General features: G+C 61.2%; 15 protein-coding genes, 1 tRNA gene and 6 pseudogenes. 13 read left to right on the forward strand and 9 right to left on the reverse strand.

The window, feature by feature from the left end; all coding sequences use genetic code 11:
* Nucleotides 1-7: 7 nt before the first annotated feature.
* The gene (locus ACJJVR_RS08735; protein WP_405403850.1) at nucleotides 8-655 is read left to right on the forward strand and encodes a PEBP family protein; all 648 of its coding nucleotides are present in this window, start codon (nucleotides 8-10) and stop codon (nucleotides 653-655) included.
* A 269-nt stretch (nucleotides 656-924) separates the two neighbouring features.
* On the opposite strand, the gene ACJJVR_RS08740 is transcribed toward ACJJVR_RS08735, so the two are convergent.
* Both ACJJVR_RS08740 and ACJJVR_RS08745 read right to left on the reverse strand, forming a co-directional pair.
* Nucleotides 925-1449, reverse strand: coding sequence for a nucleotidyltransferase family protein (locus ACJJVR_RS08740; RefSeq protein ID WP_405403852.1), 525 nt, complete (start codon nucleotides 1447-1449; stop codon nucleotides 925-927).
* A gap of 319 nt (nucleotides 1450-1768) precedes the next feature.
* Nucleotides 1769-1954 (reverse strand): annotated as a pseudogene (locus ACJJVR_RS08745) (IS3 family transposase); the annotation flags it as partial.
* Nucleotides 1955-2030: 76 nt separating this feature from the next.
* Between ACJJVR_RS08745 and ACJJVR_RS08750 the strand changes: the two are divergent.
* Both ACJJVR_RS08750 and ACJJVR_RS08755 read left to right on the forward strand, forming a co-directional pair.
* Nucleotides 2031-2181: pseudogene (locus tag ACJJVR_RS08750) on the forward strand (IS3 family transposase); the annotation flags it as partial.
* 46 nt (nucleotides 2182-2227) lie between these two features.
* Nucleotides 2228-3614 (forward strand): annotated as a pseudogene (locus ACJJVR_RS08755) (IS30 family transposase); the annotation flags it as partial.
* Nucleotides 3615-3627: 13 nt separating this feature from the next.
* Here the strand turns inward: ACJJVR_RS08755 and ACJJVR_RS08760 are convergent.
* From ACJJVR_RS08760 to ACJJVR_RS08780, 5 genes and pseudogenes are all read right to left on the reverse strand, one after another.
* Nucleotides 3628-4662, reverse strand: a pseudogene (locus ACJJVR_RS08760) (IS3 family transposase); the annotation flags it as partial.
* A gap of 71 nt (nucleotides 4663-4733) precedes the next feature.
* Nucleotides 4734-5352, reverse strand: a pseudogene (locus ACJJVR_RS08765) (transposase); the annotation flags it as partial.
* A 72-nt stretch (nucleotides 5353-5424) separates the two neighbouring features.
* Nucleotides 5425-5727: pseudogene (locus ACJJVR_RS08770) on the reverse strand (transposase); the annotation flags it as partial.
* A gap of 257 nt (nucleotides 5728-5984) precedes the next feature.
* Nucleotides 5985-6641, reverse strand: a complete 657-nt coding sequence (locus ACJJVR_RS08775) for an NmrA family transcriptional regulator (protein WP_405403853.1) — start codon at nucleotides 6639-6641, stop codon at nucleotides 5985-5987.
* Between the two features lie 81 nt (nucleotides 6642-6722).
* On the reverse strand, nucleotides 6723-6866 hold the full coding sequence (locus ACJJVR_RS08780) for a hypothetical protein (protein ID WP_405403854.1): 144 nt from the start codon (nucleotides 6864-6866) through the stop codon (nucleotides 6723-6725).
* Here ACJJVR_RS08780 and ACJJVR_RS08785 point away from each other — a divergent pair.
* Nucleotides 6853-7878, forward strand: coding sequence for an AraC family transcriptional regulator (locus ACJJVR_RS08785; RefSeq protein WP_405403855.1), 1026 nt, complete (start codon nucleotides 6853-6855; stop codon nucleotides 7876-7878). The two genes, ACJJVR_RS08780 and ACJJVR_RS08785, sit on opposite strands and share 14 nt — an antisense overlap.
* Nucleotides 7879-8727: 849 nt before the next feature.
* Here the strand turns inward: ACJJVR_RS08785 and ACJJVR_RS08790 are convergent.
* Nucleotides 8728-8804, reverse strand: a tRNA-Arg gene (locus ACJJVR_RS08790).
* Between the two features lie 84 nt (nucleotides 8805-8888).
* The gene (locus ACJJVR_RS08795) at nucleotides 8889-10310 is read right to left on the reverse strand and encodes a sensor histidine kinase (RefSeq protein ID WP_405403856.1); all 1422 of its coding nucleotides are present in this window, start codon (nucleotides 10308-10310) and stop codon (nucleotides 8889-8891) included.
* A gap of 250 nt (nucleotides 10311-10560) precedes the next feature.
* Between ACJJVR_RS08795 and rpmH the strand changes: the two genes are divergently transcribed.
* The 9 genes from rpmH (at nucleotide 10561) to argB (ending at nucleotide 18009) form a co-directional block, all read left to right on the forward strand.
* Nucleotides 10561-10695 carry a 50S ribosomal protein L34 gene (rpmH, locus tag ACJJVR_RS08800; RefSeq protein WP_042247969.1) on the forward strand — a complete coding sequence of 45 codons (135 nt, stop codon included), beginning with the start codon at nucleotides 10561-10563 and terminating at the stop codon, nucleotides 10693-10695.
* Between the two features lie 50 nt (nucleotides 10696-10745).
* Nucleotides 10746-11138, forward strand: coding sequence for a ribonuclease P protein component (gene rnpA / locus ACJJVR_RS08805; RefSeq protein WP_405403857.1), 393 nt, complete (start codon nucleotides 10746-10748; stop codon nucleotides 11136-11138).
* Complete coding sequence (yidD, locus tag ACJJVR_RS08810) at nucleotides 11135-11398, forward strand: membrane protein insertion efficiency factor YidD (RefSeq protein WP_405403859.1); 264 nt, start codon at nucleotides 11135-11137, stop codon at nucleotides 11396-11398. Before rnpA ends, yidD begins: the two co-directional genes overlap by 4 nt.
* Nucleotides 11382-12269, forward strand: a complete 888-nt coding sequence (gene ttcA / locus ACJJVR_RS08815) for a tRNA 2-thiocytidine(32) synthetase TtcA (protein ID WP_405403860.1) — start codon at nucleotides 11382-11384, stop codon at nucleotides 12267-12269. The genes yidD and ttcA overlap by 17 nt, the downstream gene beginning before the upstream one ends.
* Before the next feature lie 58 nt (nucleotides 12270-12327).
* Nucleotides 12328-13623 (forward strand): EAL domain-containing protein, encoded by a 1296-nt coding sequence (locus ACJJVR_RS08820; RefSeq protein WP_405403861.1) that lies wholly within the window; start codon nucleotides 12328-12330, stop codon nucleotides 13621-13623.
* Between the two features lie 152 nt (nucleotides 13624-13775).
* Complete coding sequence (yidC, locus tag ACJJVR_RS08825) at nucleotides 13776-15641, forward strand: membrane protein insertase YidC (protein WP_405403863.1); 1866 nt, start codon at nucleotides 13776-13778, stop codon at nucleotides 15639-15641.
* Nucleotides 15638-16399 (forward strand): MOSC domain-containing protein, encoded by a 762-nt coding sequence (locus ACJJVR_RS08830; RefSeq protein ID WP_405403865.1) that lies wholly within the window; start codon nucleotides 15638-15640, stop codon nucleotides 16397-16399. The genes yidC and ACJJVR_RS08830 overlap by 4 nt, the downstream gene beginning before the upstream one ends.
* Entirely contained in the window at nucleotides 16396-17046 is a 651-nt protein-coding gene (gene yihA, locus ACJJVR_RS08835; RefSeq protein WP_405403867.1) for a ribosome biogenesis GTP-binding protein YihA/YsxC, read from the forward strand. The genes ACJJVR_RS08830 and yihA overlap by 4 nt, the downstream gene beginning before the upstream one ends.
* A gap of 63 nt (nucleotides 17047-17109) precedes the next feature.
* A complete protein-coding gene (gene argB, locus ACJJVR_RS08840) occupies nucleotides 17110-18009 on the forward strand; it encodes an acetylglutamate kinase (protein WP_405403868.1) in 900 nt (299 codons plus the stop codon).
* The last annotated feature ends 57 nt before the right edge of the window (nucleotides 18010-18066 follow it).

Raw genomic sequence — 18066 nt, forward strand, 5'->3', positions numbered from 1 at the left:
ACACGATATGCGTTTTATCTTTGCGACAGTAGCAGCCCTGACAGCCTGCGCCGCTCAGGCCGAAACCCGCGACATCACCGCCGACGTTTGGGTTGATAACTGGTTCACCATGTCCGCCAGTGGCGAGGTGGTCCTTGAGGACTCCGTGTCGATTACGACTGAGCGGTCTTTCAACAAAGAAACCGCGACCTTTTCGGTCGAGCTGCCAGCAGTGATCGCGATTGAGGCAAAGGATTTCAAGGAAAACGACAGCGGTCTGGAATATATCGGCACAGATCGCCAGCAAATGGGCGACGGTGGCATGATTGCCCAGTTCAAGGACGCGGTGTCTGGCAAAACGCTCGCCGTGACCGATGCGGATATGAAATGCCTTGTCGTGCAGTTCGCACCGGTAGAGCCGTCTTGCGCCGAAGAGGCGAACCCTGTCGCAGGGGAAGGGGCTTGCGGATTTGTTGCCACTGACATTCCGGCTGACTGGACCGCACCCGATTTTGATGACAGCGATTGGCCTGCCGCAATCGTCCATTCCGCCGCCGACGTCAGCCCGAAGGACGGCTATGACGAAGTCACATGGGACGACAGCGCAGAGCTGGTTTGGGGCAAAAGCCTGAAGCAGGACAACACCCTGCTATGCCGTTTGACAATCAGTGAATAGTCCAGTCGGTACCTGAAGGGTGTGGCAGTTGATGCGCCATCCCCTTAAACTCGCTTTAAGCATAATGACGAAGAAGCCTAAAAACGGTTTCTCACTAAGTGTTTGCTGCGTCTGCACATCAAACAATCCAGACGCGACCCCAAGATTCCACTTTTTAAATTAGTCAATTGGGTTCAGAGCCGCGGCGAAAGTCCGCAATCTGCCCATTTTTTAGACGGACATTAAACTTGATTTCTGTCACCTACCACCCGAACCTTTGGCCAGCGGGCTCACCCGTTTTTGCTCTTGAAGCGTGCATGATACGCCGCAACCTTATGCGGGGCAGTGGACGTGGGCCTTCGGGTTGGCCTCTCAAGGTCGTTTAGGCCAAATGGCGCAATGAAAATGCCCTGGCTACCGTAACGTGCCGCGGCGAAAGCTATGGCCGTTTCAGGCCGGAAACGCATGGCGTCTTCTACCGACAGGTGACGCGCGTTCCTATTGCGGTGATGCATCCCAGCTTCATTTTTTTTGACCGAACACTGAAGATTAGGGTCGTGGTCACAGAGAACTGCTTCGATTTTGGCATCATATGCTGCGCTAATAATCGATTCACCATAGAATAGGACATCTACGTCCTGCTGGCCGCAATCGCGGCCCCTTCGTGGAAGTGATCCCAAATAACATTGTGCACGAAAACCAGCGCCAATGCACCTTTGCGGTAAGCCGAGAGCTTCCACCAGCCCCATTGCCTGCCAGCGTAGCGGATCCTGCATCGACAGATCAGAGACCTGACATCTATCTACAGCAGACATCTGCAGATCGCGTCCAATACGCCGCTATTGTTCAAGGCAGCTTGGTCCTACATAGCTAACGCCAAGGCGGCGCACACGCATCGACGTGAAGAGGCCATAACGGTCACTCCCGGAATGCGCGGTTCGACACCTTAATCGCGTTCTTGGACGGCTCTTTGGCATTGTCAAACTCATACCCGCCAGCCTTGTCAATCTTGCCAGAATAAAGCCCGTCGGCCTTGGCCATTTCACAAAAGGCCGATTCGTCCTGAACGTCTAACATAAGCTTCATCAGAACCTGCCCTTCTGATCTGCTGCCGGTTTTGTGGACGGCAGGTTGCGCGAGCATAGCGCGCGCCTCGAACTCCATTGGGCTGAGGTGGCCCGGTTTCGAGTGGCGCCGCCGCGGATTGTAGAAGCGTTCGATGTCGTCGAAGGCGCCGCCGCGCGCTTCATTTCGGGTGCGATACACTTTGCGGGCGGTGCGTTCAGTTTTCAGCGTTGAGAAGAAGCTTTCCATCGCCGACCTCGCCATGGTCTCTCGGACCGTCGCCCATCGGGCCTGAACCGATGGCGCCACGATGGGCAACCGTTCCCATGGCTCGATTCCGGACCTGTTTTCCTGCCGCGCGACAGGTCCGGTCCATGAAGGCAGATCGCAATGCGCCACGGATCACGGATGCTCTGATAATGGCGGTCCGGCGCCGAGGAAAGGCTGACGCTCTCCTTCATCACTCCGACCAGGGATCCCAAGGCGGGCTTAACCGGTCGTCGCAACACTCTGCTGATGGAGGTTGCGATGACGACAGGCAAACGAAAATCCAAACAGTCGACCAGGCGCAAATTGCGCTCACCAGGGCGGCCGGGAGTGGCAAGGCAGTCGGAGCGGCGCCGCTTCTGGTCCCTGATTGCCTTGGGTCTCTCCAGCGAGGACGCTGCCGCCCGGACCGGCATCTCGCAGCCGGTCGGAATACGGTGGTTTCGAGAGGCTGGCGGCATGCCCCCTTCACATCTGGCACCATCCGCGGCGGCACCGTCCCGGCGCTACCTGTGCCTGGAAGAGCGTGAAGAGATCGCTCTGCTCTTGGTGCAGAATGTCGGCTTGCGTGAGATTGCACGCCGTCTTGGCCGCGCGGCGTCGACTATCTCGCGGGATATCCGTCGCAATGCCGCCACACGCTCCGGTGGGTTTGAGTATCGTGCGACCACGGCCCAGTGGCATGCCGGGCGCTCGGCCGAGCGGCCAAAGGCCGCAAAGCTGGAGACGAACGCGGCTTTGCGGCAGTATGTGCGGGACAGGCTCTATAGCCATATCTCGCACCCGGGTGGCTCGGTCGTTGTTGGCCCGCCTACAGCCTGGAAAGGCCGGCGACATGGACGGCGGCAATCGCGTCGGTGGGCCAAAGCCAGGAGTCCCGAGCAGATTGCCGGTCGGTTGCGCATCGACTGTCCCGGGGACGAGACCATGCGGATCAGTCACGAGGCCATCTACCAGGCGCTCTACATTCAGGGGCGTGGCGCTCTGCGCCGTGAGCTGACGGCGTGTTTGCGCACTGGTCGAGCGTTGCGTGTGCCCCGTGCCCGGACTGCCGGCCGAGGAAAATCCTTCGTGACATCCGAAATCATGAACAGCGAGCGCCCCGCCGAAGCTCCGGATCGTGCCGTCCCCGGCCATTGGGAAGGCGACCTCATCATCGGCCTCAACCGCTCTGCCATCGGCACGCTGGTCGAGCGGCAGACGCGCTTCACGCTGTCGGCTCGCACCTTCCACGGATGCCCGGGCATGGTGACGGACCACGCGTGAAGCGGGTCACGGTGCAGAGGCCGTGCGGGACGCCATCGTGCGGAGCATCGTACATCTGCCGCGCCATCTTCGGCGCTCGCTGTCCTGGGATCAGGGGGCTGAGATGGCCCGTCATGCTGAACTGACCGTCGCCGCTGATCTGCCGGTCCACTTCTGCGATCCTCACAGCCCATGGCAGCGCGGCACAAATGAAAACACCAATGGCCTGCTGCGCCAATACTTTCCAAAGGGCACCGATCTCAGCTTGCACGGTCCTGATGACCTCGAAGCTGTTGCTGCTGCGCTCAACGGGCGTCCGCGTGAAACCCTCGGCTGGAGACCCCCGGCAGAGGCACTGGACGCGCTGCTCAAGAACGCTGAAACTGACCATGTTGCGACGACCGGTCAAGCCCGCCTTGGGATCCCTGGTCGGAGTGATGAAGGAGAGCGGCAGCCTTCTCTCGGCGCCAGACCGCCATCATTAGGGCATCCGTGATCCGTGGCGCATTGCGATCTGCCTTCATGGACCAGACCTGTCGCGCGGCGGAAAAGCAGGTCCAGAATCGAGCCGTGGGGGCGGTTGCCCATCGTGGCGCCATCGGTTCAAGCCCGATGGGCGACGGTCCGAGTGACCATGGCGAGGCGCGACATACAGCCAGCCCTCGGCAGTCCAGATGTATGTGAAATCGGCCAGCCACCTCTGGTTTGGCCGATCTGCCTTGGAAATCCCGGTCCAGCCTCGCCGGTTCTGTCGAACCGGTGGCGTTCACCGGCTCGATGTCGGCAATGATTGAGAGCTCACCATCGTCCCTGGGCTTGCCTCTGCGCCGAGGCCGAGCCTTGAAGGCGTTGCAGCGCATCAGTCGCAGGGTCCTGTGCAAGCCGCAGGCCAGTCCTTCTTCTAGAACATCGTGCCACACGCGCCGCGCGCCATAGGTTCGATCACTGGCTTTGAAGCTCGACTCGATCGCCATGACCAGCTTGGGCTCATGGATCTCGCGCGTGCTGGTCGGGCGGCCCTGCCAGGCGTGAAAGCCGCAGCGCGAAACCTCCAGCGCCTCGCAGAGCGAACTGACTGGCCGAATGTGCCGGCGCCTGGCAATGAAGGCGAACCTCATGTCGCCTCGCGCGCGAAAAAAGCGTTCGACCATTGTCCTTGCACCAATGGCGGACAATGCTCTCACCCTTCTTGAGGATATCACGCTCCGCCCGGACCTGGACGACCTCTTTCTCCAGGGCTGCGATATCGACCAGATCGGCACACATCTGCCCGCTCCCGCAAAAGGCAGCAGCCGGGGCTGCACTCAGCTCCCTCATCCAGCGGCACGAGCCACACTCTCGGACAGATCGAAATCGCGGGCCGCCTGCGACACCGCTACGCCCCGATCGGTTGCCAACCTCACAGCCTCTGTCTTGAACTCACGGCTGAACTTTCGTCTCGTCATATCCACGCTCCAGTTCCTTGGTCACGATCCTATCTTCGTGTCCACGAAACCAGCAGCAGATCTCAGCGCCTCAACCAGATCGGGGCCCTCGTGCCGAGCGCCTTACGGCGCGCTTTGCGTTTGCGGACGGTTAACCCTTCCTCGCGGTAGAGCCGATAGATGCGGTTGGTGCCAGACATTTCCTCCTCGCGCCGCAGTAGCACAAAAATCCGCCGATACCTAAAGCGGCGCCGCTCGTTGGCCAGATCTCGCAACCGGCCCCGCAGCGCCGTGTCCGGTGCGCGTCGCGACTGGTAGCGCACCATCTTCCGGTCTGCCCCAGCAATCTGGCACGCCCGCCGTTCCGACAGCCCAAACAGGGCTTTCAGATGCGCGACAGCCTCGCGCTTCGCGGCGGGCGCTACCATTTTTTGATAGCAGTTCCTTCATCGCCGCCATATCGAGCATCTGCTCAGCCAGCAACTTCTTCAGCTTGGCGTTCTCATTCGGCGCCATGCGTCTCATTCCAGCGCCCTCAACCGCTTGGCCTCGGACACTGTCATCCCGGAATACCTTGCCTTCCAGGCATAGAACGTGCCTTCCGACATTCCATGCTTGCGGCACAGATCAGCGCACTTCGCGCCGCCGACGTATACGTCGAACGTGCTCCTGCAGGATCCCGATGATCTGCTCATCGCTTCTCATCATTCGCTTCATCGTCCGTCCCTTCCTTGGGACGGGCCCTAGTCGCAGATGGAGGAAAAATCCCGTGGCAGGTCACGCGACCGCGCCCCCCTTTTTTGCACGCAGGCTGCAAGCCGTGCAGTGCCCTTTCAAATAGGTTGCGTGGATCATGATCGTCTTCGGGTCCGTGCCTTCGGCGCCCAGGCCCACCATGATCCGGGTGAAGACCCCGTTGTCGCTCCAACGCTTTCAGCGATTGTAGAGGGTCTTGGCCGGTCCGTATTCCCTTGGTGCATCGCACCATCATAAACCATTGCAGTTGATAAAGATAATGCCGCTCAGGACACGCAGATCATCGACACATGGCCGGCCATGGCTCTTGGGAAAGAACGCGCGAAGGCGCGCCATCTTTGCTTCCGTCAGTCAGAACAGGTTGCTCATTGATCAGGTCGCCTTGCAGAGCATGAATCAGGCCAACCGTCTGAAATCAATGAGTCTGGAGCCTAAGCTCTGGCCATGCCGCTGGACTGGCCCGATGTCCCACAGCATGTCGCCTGCGAGCCCAATCTTCCTATTTTTCCGTAGCGAGGAATGTCGGCTTCGCCGCAGTATTCGGAATATATGGCAACCTTGGTAAAGGTTTTTCCAAACGCTTTTGCACTGCATTATATCGCAAGGACGATGGATCGTAGCTCCGCCTCGCACCAGGTCCGGAACGTCGTTGGCGTGGCGGAGCGATCCGCTGAGCACGCCGCATTGTCCATCCCCTCATTCTTGGCCTTCATCATATCGACATAGCCATGCGCCATGCCCTCCGTCGCGCCCATTGCACGCATCATGCCGCCGAAATCTTCAAGCGACATCTCTTGAAAAGAGATCTTGCGTCCGAGCACGTCGGACATGATCATCGCCATCTCTTCAAAGCTCAGATCCTCCGGCCCGCAAAGCGCAAGTTCCTCGACGCCATCCCAGTCGTGTCGGATCACCAGCTGACTGGCGAGAGCGGCGACGTCGGCCTTCGCGACATGAGGTAGTTTCAGTTCAGCCGGGGTTGGCTGATAAAATGCACCCTGATTGCGTATTGGATCAACTTGGCGCGCGATATTGTCCATCAGCGAGGCACAGGCGAGGGCTCGATAGGCGACGCCGGTCACGGCGATCATATCGTCCACGGCGACGCTCGCGGCGACGTGACCCGAAGGCTTGGGCCATCCTCGACCAAGGGCCGAAACGCCAACGACATGGCTGACTGACGAACCAGGTAGCGCGTTGCAAAACGACCTCGAGAAGTCGACATAGGCGACATGAGGATTTGCTGCCATTGGCGATCCAGGCGGCAGCCAGAAAGCTGCCGATACGCCATCGAGCGCCCACGCGATCGCGCCACCGTCGGCGTGGGAGCCTTATACGATATCGACCCGGTTGCGAGTGTCCGCATCGAGCGCCGAGGCATCGCGCAAAATGACGCGAACCTGTTCTCCGGCTTTTAGAACACTCGATAGAACGCGGGCACCGATATCGCCGGTGGGAGTGGTGATCAAGATCATGGATTTTCACCTGTCAATTGCACACTCGACTATTTGCGGATGTCAGGCGGATTTTCTATGCTCGTGCGTACGGGTCTTTGTCGCGACCGTCCGGATCTCCATGGATACATTGTCCAACATCGTCGCGTTGCTCCATCCACACAATTGCGTCGCTGCGGGGTTTGATGCGGCCGGTGATTGGTCCATCCAGTTCGAGCGCCATTTCGGTTTGAAATGCAATGCGATCGTCAAAGGTGGATGTTGGCTCTCAGTGGACGGCAGCGAGCATGTGCGCCTGCAAGCTGGGGATTGTGCGATTCTACCGCACGGATTGCCGTTTATCCTCTCGGCGCGTCCCGTTCGTCGCGGAGCCGACGCCCATGAAGTTTATGCGCCAATTGCGCATGGCGGCACAGTGAGCGTTGGTGGCGGCGGGGAGTTTTTCATGGCAGGAAGCCGTTTCCTGCTCTCCGGACCAGCCGCCGAGATGCTTCTGCCGTCTTTGCCACCTGTTCTCGTCGTCAGGGGCGGCGAAGAGGGAGAGGTATTGGCTTGGTCGCTCAATCGTATCTCACAGGAATTGAGAGTGCCCCAACAGGGCAGCGCGTTGACCATCGCTCATTTGTCCCATCTCATCCTCATGCAGGCGTTTCGTATTTCTCTTGCTCAGGAACACCGCGGCCGCACCGGTTGGCTTGCCGCGCTGACAGACCTCCATACTTCGCGTGCGATCACCGCCATCCATGCCGAGCCGGCGCGATCCTGGACGCTCGGCGGTCTGGCCGCCGTGGCCGGAGTGTCGCGCACAACATCCGCCGAACGGTTTCGGAGGGTAACTGGGCAAACGCCGTTTGGCTATCTGACACGCTGGCGCATGTTGCTTGCCATGGATCGGCTCCTGGCGCCCGACGCGGTCATGGTGACAATCGCTTCGGAAATTAGTTACAGTTCGGAAAGCGCCTTCGCGACGGCATTCAAACGTGAGACGGGTTATTCCCCAAGACAGTATGCACGCGAGGCGAGAAGTCGGTAGTGTGTTGCGACATTTCACGTTCGTCGGGCATGGAACGGTTGGAATGGCCATTGATCCTGCCCGGTGGACGACAAAGCGCATAGGCTCACGGTTCGAATGGCGGAGGTGTCGTCACGGGTTCGCGTTCAACAAAGAACCGATGCTGAAACCCGGACATTTCTTGCGGACCTGAAAAGCGGTCATTCGAGCGACCGCGGCAAAAGTTCACTTAGTCCGCAGCCTGACCTTATTAGCCGAGAAAATGCTGCGCGAGGCACCGATGCCTGCAATGACAGGCTGCGCTGCTGCATCTCGAAGAGGCGATAGATGGCCGCTTTGGGTCGTCAGCTCCTGCTGCGCCTGTATTCGTTGCAGACCGCACGACAGGCAGGTTAGGGCTCTTCGCGTCGATGCTGCCGGGCAGTCGAGAGGCTGCTTTTCAGAGATATGGTGATCGCGGGCACCGCGATCGCTGATCCAGAAGACAGCCGCGCCTCCGCTTAGCTCTGGCACGGCTGGCGATCTTTCATTTCATTTTTCCGCCTGCCATCCGGCCGGCGATCCGAACACGGGCTCTGGTGCCGCTGCGCGTCAGCCTCCACGGAGAAATCCGGTTCCTCCCACGCGCACGCGCGCGGGTCCCTCCCAATTTCACCGCTCCGGCCCCGTGTGTCAGATCACCGCCCGGCCGCAGGTCGGGCTGCGCCCACCCTGCTTTGCCCTTCGGATGACATAAGGTCATCCAAAGCGAAAAGCAGCGATGGCTTCGCCACTGGCGGAACAGGAAGGCGCGGGCGGAGATGTTGGGCCACCTAAAAGGCAAAGCCGTGACGCAAACGACGTTTTTCTTGGTGTTCACAAAAATTGGAATGGTGCACCCGGAGCGATTCGAACGCCCGACCCCCAGATTCGTAGTCTGGTGCTCTATCCAGCTGAGCTACGGGTGCAACTTGCGGTGGGAATTAACGGCCACGCCGGGGGGATGCAAGCGAGAAAAGACAAAAAATGAAACCTTTTTGACATGTCGTCGGTCAGCGACCTGCAATGTCGGCGCGGGCCGCCAGATCAGCCATGCCGCGTGGAATGTGAATGCAAAACTGGCTGCCGTCTGCGTCGCTGCGCAACAGGTCCAGTCTGCCGCCATGCCCGCGCACCAGATCGGCGGCAATCGTCAGGCCCAAGCCGGTTCCGCCACGCCGGGTGCTGCCCGTGAAGGGCTTGAACAGATATTCGCGCGCCTTGTCCGGCAATCCAGGCCCCGAATCGCACACCTTGATCCACCAGTCCGAGTCGGCCTCTCCAGCGCCGATCTCGACAGTGCCGGCTCCGCCGGTCGCCTCGATTGCCTGACGGGCATTGCGCGCCAAGTTGGCCAAAACCCGATACAATTGATCGCGGTCGGCGCGGATCACCAGGCTGGGTGGGATGTCGGTCAGGAACTCAACCCGACCCATGGCCTCTCCGGCCAAGGTTTCGGCCTCGATAACCTCGGCGGCCAGTTGCGCCAGGTTGAATCGCGACAGCGTCGGTGCAGGCTCCTCGGCCTTCCCAAAGGCAAGCGTTGTCTCACACAGATTCACCGCTCGGGTGATCGAGTTGACCAGCTTGGGCGCGGCGCGACGGACCTTGGGGTCAGCGCTATCCTCCAGCCGGTCAGCAAAGATCTGCGCCGTTGTCAGGATATTGCGCAAATCATGGCTGATCTTTGCGACGGCCTGACCCAGCTGCGCCATCCGTTCTTTCTGCTTGAGGGACGACGTCACGGTCTGCTGCATCGACTGCAACGCCGTCTCGGCCTCCCGCAACTCTGCCAGCCGGGCATCGGGAATGATGATGTGACGACTGTCCTCGGGAGCGTTGGCATAGGCGGACATGTGGCTGATGACGCGCCGGATCGGCACGAGGATCATCCGTTGGGCGGCCGTGAACAGCAGCACCGCGGTCAGAACCGAGAATGCTGCGGAAACTGCCAGCAGGCGCAGTCCGTAGTCGATCATCGCCTGCCGCAGCGGGGCCGTCTCCATCGTGATCTCTATCAACTGGCCAGCCTGATTCACGGGTGCCCCGATCACCCGGATCACGCGATTCTGCCGGTCGGCCAATGCGACCAGCGAATCATCGACGGTCTGCAACACGCCGTCGGACCGAAGATCATAGGTCGCGGCGATCGGCCCGGGAATCGGCGAGGACAGAACCAACTGACGCACATCGTCTCGCCGCAGCACGACGTTGAACACACCCGCATTCTGCAGCAGCTCCGATTCCAGGTCCAATGCCAGCGATTCGTCGGTTGCAAGCAGGGCCAGACTGGCGATCTGTGCCCGTTCAAGCCGACTCTGCAGGTAGTCCAGCCGAAAGCCCGCCAACGAGGGCAGCAGAATGAACAGCTCTGCCAAGATGACGAACATGGTTGTCAGCGCGGCGAATCGGCCAGAGATCGTGTTCAGTCGCATTATGCTCGGTTTATGATGTCGCGGTCAGAGCTTGTCTGCCAATCGATTGCAGGATTGCACATCAAACGAATGTGAACGAGGCAGGGTTCCCGGACCGATTGACCCATGATTTACCGGTTTGCATGGTTGACGTGGGCCTGCGGGTCCACTATCCAGCGGGCTTCGAACAACCGGCGTCGTGGCGCAGGGCATATTTCTGCAATCTGCCCCGTCGCGATCCGCCCCGCAAGAACCGACCCGGAGACTGATCATGAAGCGCACCTTCCAACCGTCGAACCTCGTTCGTGCGCGCCGTCACGGCTTCCGCGCCCGTATGGCCACCAAAGGCGGCCGTCTGGTGCTGAACCGCCGCCGCGCCAAGGGCCGCAAGCGTCTGTCGGCCTGATCATTCGTGATCCTGCCGGCGGTCACGACCGCCACGTAGAGGCTTTCGACATGCCGCCTCTGCCCCATCCTGCTGATGTTCAGCCAAAGGATGCCGGCGCGGCGGCATTTCGCATGCCGCCCGTTCTGCAAAAACGTGCCGATTTTCTGGCCGCTGCCCGTGCGCTCCGTCAGGGTATGCCCGGTTTCCTGCTGCAGGCCCGCAGGCGCGATGACGACGGCCCGGCGCGGATCGGGTTCACCTGCTCCAAGAAGATCGGCAATGCCGTCGCCCGCAACCGCGCCAAGCGGCGCCTGCGCGAGGTGGCACGTCTTGGACTGGGCAGCGTGGGCCTGCCCGGCTGGGATTATGTCCTGGTCGGCCGACCCGAGGCGACCATAGCCCGCCCCTTTGCCGATCTGCAGGGTGACTTTGCCCGTGCCATGACCAAGATCCACAAATGACCCCGCTGGCGCGCCTTGTCGCGCTGCCGGTGCGCGGCTATCGGCTATTGGCGTCTCCGTGGGTCGGGCTTGGCTGCAGGTTCCAGCCGACCTGTTCGGCCTATGCGCTGGATGCGCTGGCACGCCATGGCGCGATGCGCGGCAGTTGGTTGGCGCTGCGGCGGATCGTTCGCTGCCATCCCTGGGGCGGGCACGGATACGACCCGGTGCCCGGCGCCGATCCCGACCACGAAAGGGCCCGCGATGCTGGACGACGCTGACACGACCGAAATACACCCCCTGTTCGCCGGCGCCCCCCAAGGGACAGAGTTCCGCAAGCTGCGTAAGCGGTTGGTCCGCGAAACACGCGCAGCGATCAGCGATTACGCGATGATCCGACCCGGCGATCGCTGGCTGGTCTGTCTGTCCGGCGGCAAGGACAGCTACACCCTGCTGGCCATCCTGCATGAATTGCAGTGGCGCGGGCTGCTGCCGGTCGACCTCTTGGCCTGCAACCTGGATCAGGGGCAGCCGAACTTTCCGGCAACCGTGCTTCCCGAATTCCTCAAGGCGCGCGGTGTGCCGCACCGGATCGAATACCAGGATACCTATTCCATCGTGAAGGAAAAGGTTCCTGCGGGCCGCACCTATTGCGCACTGTGTTCACGCCTGCGTCGCGGCAACCTGTACCGCATTGCCCGTGAGGAAGGTTGTTCGGCCGTCGTTCTGGGCCACCACCGCGACGACATGCTGGAGACGTTCTTCATGAACCTGTTCCATGGCGGCCGCCTGGCCACCATGCCGCCAAAGCTGCTAAACGAGGATGGAGACCTGACCGTCCTGCGTCCGCTGGCCTATGTCGCGGAGGCTGATTGTGACCGTTTCTCACGGGCGATGAATTATCCCATCATCCCATGCGACCTGTGCGGTAGTCAGGAAGGTCTGCAACGTGTGCAGGTCAAACGCATGCTGGACGAATGGGAACAGCGCATGCCGGGCCGTCGTCAGGTCATCTTTCGGTCGCTGATGAACGTCCGGCCTTCGCATCTGCTGGATACTGAACTATTCGATTTTTCAGCGATTTTCCCGCCAGAACAGGCCAGCGCAGCGGGTATTCCCCCTATCCTGCGCAATCTGGTGGATGAACATTAACGGTACGACAAGCAATTTGCTCTAATCCTGACACCGGTGATTCCGTGAAAGGTCCGGTATGTCAAAGAATGCGAGCCGTTTGTTTTCACCGCTGCGCAAGCTGTTTTGCGGCGCAAAGCGGGAACAGGACCTTTCTCGCAGCCTGCTGTTGATGCGGCTGGAAAACATCGAGACATTGGGAAGCGTGCTGGACAAGGCCGCGATGGGACACCTGATGGTCCAGCTGTCGATGACCCTTGGTGGTGCCGTGCGCCCCTATGACCCGGTCCAGATTCTGGCGCCAGGTTTGTTCGCCTTTGTGCTGCACGACCGGACAGACCGCGACGCCCTGCAAGTGGCGCGCAGGTTGCATTCGCAAGGCCAGGCGCCCGTCGCCCTGTCGGGCCGGCATATCACCCCGGTGATCACCGGGGTGCTGATCCATGCGGTGACACCTGACCTGCCCTCTATCGCGGCGCTTGTCGACAACGCGCGCCAGCGAATGGATTTGGTTGAGGAAGGTGCATTGGGCCAGTTGCGCCTGTATCCCCACGATCCCAAGCTGATTGGCCCGGGCCTGATCGCAACGGTCAGCGATGCTGTCGTCGCGGCCCAGATGGAAGCATGGTTTCAGCCTCAGGTGTGCTGCCATTCGGGTCAGATCACGGGTTTTGAGGCATTGGCCCGCTGGAACCACCCTGTTCGTGGCATTCTGGCGCCTGGGGTATTCCTGCCCCAGATGTCGCCGGCCGACCACAACACGCTGACGCTTTTCATGCTGGCCCAGTCCATGGCCGCCCTGAAAGCATGGGATCACGCGGGGTTCGACGTGCCAACGGTATCGATAAACATCTCGAACTGCGAATTGTCGGACCGGGGTTTCGCGGACTGCCTTCTTTGGGAACTGGACCGCCATGAGATTGCCCCCCGCCGCCTGGTGGTCGAGGTTTTGGAGAGCGTCGGCCCCGTCACCAGCAGCGGAGAGACGCGCGACAACCTCCGAAAGCTGTCCGAAGCCGGCTGTCAGATTGATCTGGACGATTTCGGCACCGGCTACGCCAGTCTTGACGCGATCCGTCAGTTCGGCATCAACCGCATCAAGATCGACCGCAGTTTTGTCACCGCATGCGACATCGACGACGGTCAGCAACGCATGATCCTGGCCATTCTGGCTCTGGCGGAACGACTTGGCATCGCGGCTTTGGCCGAAGGCGTCGAAACCCGCGAAGAATACGCCTTTCTTGCGCAAATGGGCTGCGACGAGGTTCAGGGCTATGCCATTGCCAGACCCATGCCGTTGATGAAAACACTTGAATTCCTGACCAGTCACGCGGACGCCGCATCGCGCCTGCCCACGATCGGGCTTCGGGGCTGATCGTGCCCCCAGGAACCTGCACCCCGCGGTGACATGCACAGCGGGCGTCGGCGAATTCCCTTGCATTCCTGCGTCAAATGGCAAATCCGCTTGACCTTTGGGGGTGCGTTCTGTTGAACCGCCCTGACTGACGCGATGACGGTGGTGACGGAATGGAAGACAACAACCGCAATTTGATCCTGGCAACGGTCCTGTCGTTTCTGGTGATCCTGGTATGGTATACGGTCTTCGCTCCAGAACCCGTTTCCGACCAGCCCTCGGGGCAGCCGCTGACAGAGCAGGTTGCAGGCGATCAGCCTCTGGTGGCCGCACCCGGAACAGGCACGGCGATCACATCGCCTGCAGATCTGGCAGCAGCACCGGATGCGGTCGAACCCGCGGCCCGGGTGGCGATTCAGTCGCCGTCGTTGTCCGGTTCGATTTCGCTTGCCGGTGGTCGGATCGACGACCTGCTCCTGACCCGCTATCAGGAAACCCGGGACGAGGGCTCGCCGGACGTGCGGCTGCTGACCCCGTCCAGCGCGACTGCGGATGAAAACATCCCCGTCGATAGTGCGCAGTACAAACCCTATTACGCCGTCTATGGGTGGACCCCAGGACCGGGCGTCAACGCAAGCCTGGTGCCGAACCCGGCAACCGTGTGGACACTGGAATCCGGTGAGACCCTGTCCCCCGGACAACCCGTCACGCTGGCGTGGGACAATGGTGCCGGCCAGATCTTCCGCCGCACGTTCGCGATGGACGAGGATTATTTGTTCACGGTCGGCCAAAGCCTTCAGAACGATGGCGATACCGCGTTCTCTGCAGCGCCCTATGGGATCATTGCGCGTCACGGCCGCCCCGATACACAGAACAACTTCATCTTGCACGAGGGGGTGGTCGGCATGGTCGACGGTACCTTGGTCGAGATGGACTATGACGACGTGGCGGAACTGGACCCGATCGACCGCGAAGGTCGCGCGGATGTCTATGAGGTCACCGGAAACGGCTGGATCGGCTTTACCGACAAGTACTGGATGTCCGCGCTGGCACCTGCGCCTGGCCAGGCATTCACCGCGGTGGTGAAATACGCCGACGGCGCAGACATCTACCAAACCGAAGCCCGCTTTCCGATGCAGACCGTGGAACCCGGCACGCAGCTTAGCGCCGACAGCTACCTGTTCGCCGGCGCCAAGGTCTGGGAGGTCATCCGAGGATACGAGGAAACCCCCGGGATCGAGCGTTTCGTCGATTCGATCGACTGGGGCTGGTTCTATTTCCTGACAAAGCCGATCTTCCAGCTGCTGCACTGGCTGCACGGCATCATCGGCAACATGGGCTGGGCAATCATCGCGCTGACCTTTGTGCTCAAGACGCTGGTCTTCCCGCTGGCCCGCAAATCCTACATCTCGATGGCCAAGATGAAGGAACTGCAGCCGCAGATGGAGGAGATCAAGACCCGCACCGGCGACGACCGCATGAAGTTCCAGAAGGAAGTGATGGAGCTGTACAAGCGGGAAAAGGTGAACCCCGCCGCGGGCTGCCTGCCGATCCTGCTGCAGGTTCCGATCTTCTTCTCACTGTACAAGGTGATCTTCGTCACGATTGAACTGCGCCATGCTCCGTGGATCGGCTGGATTCAGGATCTGTCCGCGCCCGACCCATCCAGCCTGCTGAACCTGTTCGGACTGTTGCCCTTTGCGACCCCGGTTCAAGGGACCTTGCTGCATTCGCTGTCATTGCCCGCGCTGGCGATCATGCTGGGCATCAGCATGTGGATGCAACAGCGCCTGAACCCGGCGCCTACGGATGCCACGCAAAAGATGATCTTTGCCTGGATGCCGTGGATCTTCATGTTCATGCTGGGTGGTTTCGCCTCAGGGCTGGTGCTCTACTGGATCACCAACAACCTGATCACGATCCTGCAGCAGTACACGATCATGTCGATGCACGGGCACCGTCCCGACCTGTTCGGCAACATCAAGTCCTCCATGCCCAAACGCAAACGCGTGGGCGACAAACCCGGCGCTGGAAAGTGACGGCGCATCTGGCCCTGATCCGCCGCCATCCGATCAAGTCGGTCGGCGGAGAGGGGTTGGACGAGGCAACCCTGAAGCCGGGGCATCGCATGCCCGGTGACCGCGAATGGGCGATCCTGACCGAAGCTGGCGAACGCCATGCGCTGGCCAGCCAGACCGACGGGCAGCCGGATCGCTGGCTGCCCAAATCCTGTTTCCTGCGGGGCGTCATTTCGGCTGACCTGCAGGCTGTCGTAGGTGGTTGGCGCGACGGGATGCTGCATCTGTCGCACCCGCGCGCGGGTACGGTGACACTGGATCCGGAGACGCAGGGCGCACAACTAATCGACTGGCTGCGGCCGTTATGGCCCACTGACGCCCCTGCCCCAACACGGCTGGTCCGCGGCGCTGCCATTTGGACGGACCAGAAACAGGCCGTTCTGTCGATACTGTCGCTCTCCAGCCTTGCGCAGATTGAAGCACGGTGTACCCAGTCATTCGGCACACATCGGTGGCGCGGCAACCTGTGGGTCGATGGCTGGGCGCCATTCGCGGAACGCGACCTGATCGGCCGTACCATCCGCATCGGCATGGCCGAACTGCGGGTGACCGACCACATCGGGCGTTGCGACGCCACCAGCGCGAACCCCGACACGGGAACGCGCGACATCGACATGGTCCAGACGCTGGACCGGCTTTATGGCCACACAGACTTTGGCATTTTCGCCGAGGTTGTCACCGGCGGTCCGGTCCGCCTGCAAGATCAGGTCCACGCATGAAAGTCGCTTTTCCAACCGCCCCCGACCCCGAAGCCGCAGCCGCCGAGGCCGCGCGCCTGCTGTTCGCGGGATCTGTCGATTTCGTCAAGGGCGTCGTCCACATGGACGGCCTGCCGCCTGCGAACCGCCCCGAAGTCTGTTTTGCCGGTCGGTCCAACGTCGGCAAATCAAGCCTGATCAACGCGCTGACCGGGCGCAAAGGGCTGGCACGGGCGTCAAACACGCCGGGCCGCACGCAGGAAATCAACTATTTCGCCCTAGGCGAGCATTCCTATCTGGTCGACCTTCCCGGATACGGCTTTGCCAAGGCCCCGGTCGCCATCGTCGCCAAATGGCAGGCGCTGCTGAAATCCTATCTGGCTGGGCGTCAGACCCTGCGCCGGGCCTTTTGCCTGATCGATTCGCGCCATGGCGTGAAGGATGTCGACCATGAGATCATGACCCTGCTGGACCGGTCGGCGGTGCCGTTCCAGGTCGTGATGACCAAGACCGACAAATTGGGCCCCAACGCCTTGGCGCCCGTTCTGGAGCAGGTCCGCGAGGCACTGCAGAAGCACCCTGCCGCCTATCCCGAGCTGGTCATCACCAGTTCTGAAAAGAACCAGGGCATCGCCACGCTGCGGGCAATCATCGCCGGGCTGGACTGATCGGCGCATGCGTCCTACGGTCCGACCCGTCAGATCGGGGCCCCAAGGATGAGAACACAGACAATGAACCGTGACTGGATCGCCACCGCGCGCACGCTCTCCGAGGCCCTGCCCTACCTGCAGCGCTATTCGGGTGCGGTCGTCGTGGTCAAGTTCGGCGGCAACGCCATGGGCGACGACGACGCGATGGCGGAATTCGCCCGCGATGTCGTGCTGATGAAACAGGTCGGCATGAACCCGGTCGTCTGCCATGGCGGCGGGCCGATGATCAACGACCTGCTGAGCCGCCTTGGCATCGAGAGCCGCTTTGTCCGCGGTAAGCGCGTGACCACCAAGGAGACCGTCGAGGTGGTCGAGATGGTCCTGTCCGGCTTGGTGAACAAGCGCATCGTCCAGGCCATCAACGACGCTGGCGGTCGCGCGGTCGGCATATCGGGCAAGGATGACGACATGATGGTGTGCGAGGCCGACGACCCCGAGCTGGGTTTTGTCGGTCGCCCGGTCGAGATGAACGTCCAGATCATCCGCGACCTGTACACCGCCGGGATGATCCCGGTGATCGCCCCCGTGGCCACCGGGATGGAGGACAACGAGACCTTCAACGTCAACGGCGACACCGCCGCCGGGGCCATCGCAGGGGCGTTGAAGGCCGATCGTCTGCTGCTGTTGACTGATGTCACGGGGGTCAAGGATGCGACCGGACAGGTGGTCACGCAGCTGCATCCCGATCAGGTGCGTGCGATGATTGCCGACGGCCAGATCGCGGGTGGCATGATCCCCAAGACCGAGACGGCGCTGAAGGCGCTGGATGACGGTGTCCGCGCGGTGGTGATTCTGGACGGCCGCGTGCCGAACGCCTGCCTGCTGGAACTGTTCACAGAACACGGCGCAGGGTCACTGATCCGCACCACAGAGCCGCGCGTCACGCCGCGTGGGCTGCGTCAAGTCGCCAGCAGCCTGTAATGGCGACATGGCGAAGGGCGCTTGCTCCTTCGCCAACGCTTGTGGCAGGCTGCCAAG

The sequence above is a fragment of the Paracoccus sp. Ld10 genome, assembly GCF_045064235.1.
Lineage (GTDB): Bacteria > Pseudomonadota > Alphaproteobacteria > Rhodobacterales > Rhodobacteraceae > Paracoccus.